Source organism: Sphingomonas sp. CROZ-RG-20F-R02-07, from assembly GCF_022662335.1.
GTDB lineage: Bacteria > Pseudomonadota > Alphaproteobacteria > Sphingomonadales > Sphingomonadaceae > Sphingomonas.
In genome coordinates, this window is the sequence record NZ_JAKNQJ010000036.1 from 2,501 (window position 1) to 5,931 (window position 3,431).

Genomic DNA, 3,431 nt, shown 5'->3' on the forward strand with positions numbered 1-3,431 from the left:
GGCTGAGATATGTAATCATCCGCACCTGACAAAAACCACGATACGCTGCTCTGCCGAGTTGGCGACCCTCCGGGGCGCCCAGCGTTGTCGTTGGTGGTGTGGACTCTCAAGCGTGAGGTAAGGGCAATTCGTGGATGCCTTGGCACATACAGGCGATGAAGGACGTGGCACGCTGCGATAAGCGTGGGGGAGCCGTGAGCAGGCATTGATCCCGCGATTTCCGAATGGGGAAACCCACCTATCCGATTAATCCAAACCGAGGTTTTCCTCGGCATTGGGTTAATCGGGACAGGTATCATGAAGCTGAATAAAATAGGTTTCGTGAAGCGAACCCGGCGAACTGAAACATCTCAGTAGCTGGAGGAAAAGACATCAACCGAGATTCCGTTAGTAGTGGCGAGCGAACGCGGACCAGGCCAGTGCCGTTTATTCAAGTAGCAGAACACTCTGGAAAGTGTGGCCATAGCGGGTGACAGCCCCGTATGCGAAACTGATGTAAACGGACTCGAGTAGGGCGGAACACGTGTAATTCTGTCTGAACATGGGGGGACCACCCTCCAAGCCTAAATACTCGTATGTGACCGATAGCGAACTAGTACCGTGAGGGAAAGGTGAAAAGCACCCCGATGAGGGGAGTGAAACAGTACCTGAAACGGATTGCCTACAAGCAGTTGGAGGGGCTTTGTGCCCTGACAGCGTACCTCTTGCATAATGGGTCTGTGACTTAATGTACCAAGCAAGCTTAAGCCGTTAGGTGTAGGCGCAGCGAAAGCGAGTCTGAATAGGGCGACAAAGTTTGGTGTATTAGACCCGAAACCCGGCGATCTAGGCATGACCAGGATGAAGGTGCGGTAACACGCACTGGAGGTCCGAACCGATTAACGTTGAAAAGTTACCGGATGAGTTGTGTTTAGGGGTGAAAGGCCAATCAAGCCGGGAAATAGCTGGTTCTCCGCGAAAACTATTGAGGTAGTGCCTTGGACGAACACCCTAGGGGGTAGAGCACTGGATGGATGCGGGGGTCGCGAGATCTACCAACTCTAACCAAACTCCGAATACCTAGGAGTGATATCCAGGAGACAGACGGCGGGTGCTAAGGTCCGTCGTCAAAAGGGAAACAGCCCTGACCTACAGCTAAGGTCCCCAAGTCACGTCTAAGTGGGAAAGCATGTGGAAATCCCAAAACAACCAGGAGGTTGGCTTAGAAGCAGCCATCCTTTAAAGAAAGCGTAACAGCTCACTGGTCTAATCAAGGGTTTCTGCGGCGAAGATGTAACGGGGCTCAAGACGTGCACCGAAGCTTAGGGTGTGCCACTTTAGGTGGTACGCGGTAGCGGAGCGTTCCGTAAGCCTGCGAAGCGATCTGGTAATGGGTCGTGGAGGTATCGGAAGTGCGAATGCAGACATGAGTAGCGATAAAGAGGGTGAGATGCCCTCTCGCCGAAAGACCAAGGGTTCCTGCGCAAGGCTAATCCGCGCAGGGTGAGCCGGCCCCTAAGACGAGCCCGAAGGGGGTAGTCGATGGGAACCACGTTAATATTCGTGGGCCTGGTGGTGTGTGACGGATCATGTGTGTTGTTCAGCCTTATCGGATTGGCTGGGCTTCGAAATGGTTCCAGGAAATAGCCCCACCGTATAGACCGTACCCGAAACCGACACAGGTGGTCAGGTAGAGTATACCAAGGCGCTTGAGAGAAGTGTCCTGAAGGAACTCGGCAAATTGCCTCCGTACCTTCGGAAGAAGGAGGCCCCATAGGAGCGCAAGCTTTTATGGGGGGCACAGGCCAGGGGGTAGCGACTGTTTAGCAAAAACACAGGGCTCTGCTAAGTCGGCTTCAAGACGACGTATAGGGCCTGACGCCTGCCCGGTGCCTGAAGGTTAAGTGGAGGGGTGCAAGCTCTGAAATGAAGCCCAGGTAAACGGCGGCCGTAACTATAACGGTCCTAAGGTAGCGAAATTCCTTGTCGGGTAAGTTCCGACCTGCACGAATGGCGTAACGACTTCCCCACTGTCTCCAGGACATGCTCAGCGAAATTGAATTCTCCGTGAAGATGCGGAGTACCCGCGGTTAGACGGAAAGACCCCGTGCACCTTTACTGCAGCTTCAGAGTGGCATTAGGAAAGAACTGTGTAGCATAGGTGGGAGGCTTTGAAGCATCGGCGCCAGCTGATGTGGAGCCATAGGTGAAATACCACCCTGTTGTTTTCTGATGTCTAACCACGCACCGTTAGCCGGTGTTGGGACCCTCTGTGGCGGGTAGTTTGACTGGGGCGGTCGCCTCCTAAAGAGTAACGGAGGCGCGCAATGGTGGGCTCAGGACGGTTGGAAACCGTCTGTTAGAGTGCAATGGCATAAGCCCGCCTGACTGCGAGACTGACAAGTCGAGCAGAGACGAAAGTCGGTCATAGTGATCCGGTGGTCCCTCGTGGAAGGGCCATCGCTCAACGGATAAAAGGTACGCCGGGGATAACAGGCTGATAACCCCCAAGAGCTCATATCGACGGGGTTGTTTGGCACCTCGATGTCGACTCATCACATCCTGGGGCTGGAGCAGGTCCCAAGGGTTTGGCTGTTCGCCAATTAAAGTGGTACGTGAGTTGGGTTCAGAACGTCGCGAGACAGTTTGGTCCCTATCTGCCGTGGGCGTCGAAATTTGAGAGGAGTTGACCCTAGTACGAGAGGACCGGGTTGAACATACCTCTGGTGTACCTGTCGTCGTGCCAACGGCGCAGCAGGGTAGCTATGTATGGACGGGATAACCGCTGAAAGCATCTAAGCGGGAAGCCTCCCTCGAGATAAGATTTCACAGAGCCGTGGAAGACCACCACGTTGATAGATCGGATGTGGAAGTGCGGTAACGCATGGAGCTAACCGATACTAATTGCTCTATTCGCGCTTGATGAGTTCGCACCATCAATGACAACTCTGGGTAAAACCAGCGTCACGATGCGGAGCGGATGATACAGCTCGACGCCAGATTTTATAATTACGTCTTCATGTGCACGGCATCGATTTTCAAACCCTCACACGCGCACCGGCTCCATTGCCTGGTGGCTATAGCGTCGGTGAACCACCCGATCCCATCTCGAACTCGGCCGTGAAACCCGACTGCGCCAATGGTACTATCGCTCAAGCGATGGAAGAGTAGGTCGTCGCCAGGCATTGAAGCCCGTGCGCGCGTGAAACAAGAACCCATTCCCAATGCAACAACCTCCCGCGTGCACACAAGCACGCCACCGCGGGGTGGAGCAGCCCGGTAGCTCGTCAGGCTCATAACCTGAAGGTCACAGGTTCAAATCCTGTCCCCGCAACCAACGTTACAGAACACGCCACGCCGCCCCTCGGGGCGGCGTCGTCGTTTGTGGCCCACGCCATCGGGTCCGACACCTTCGCCACCACCTCGGCCTCCGGGCCGGTCCGGCCATCGGG

The 3,431-nt window shown here is 55.0% G+C and carries 1 tRNA gene and 2 rRNA genes; all 3 read left to right on the plus strand.

Annotation, left to right across the window (positions count from 1 at the left end):
- The first annotated feature begins 107 nt into the window (after positions 1 to 107).
- The 3 genes from L8H00_RS18470 to L8H00_RS18480 all read left to right on the plus strand — a co-directional run bounded on the left by L8H00_RS18470 (position 108) and on the right by L8H00_RS18480 (position 3,316).
- Positions 108 to 2,903 (plus strand): 23S ribosomal RNA (locus tag L8H00_RS18470).
- A gap of 145 nt (positions 2,904 to 3,048) precedes the next feature.
- Positions 3,049 to 3,163 (plus strand): 5S ribosomal RNA (gene rrf / locus L8H00_RS18475).
- Positions 3,164 to 3,239: 76 nt separating this feature from the next.
- Positions 3,240 to 3,316, plus strand: a tRNA-Met gene (locus L8H00_RS18480).
- The last annotated feature ends 115 nt before the right edge of the window (positions 3,317 to 3,431 follow it).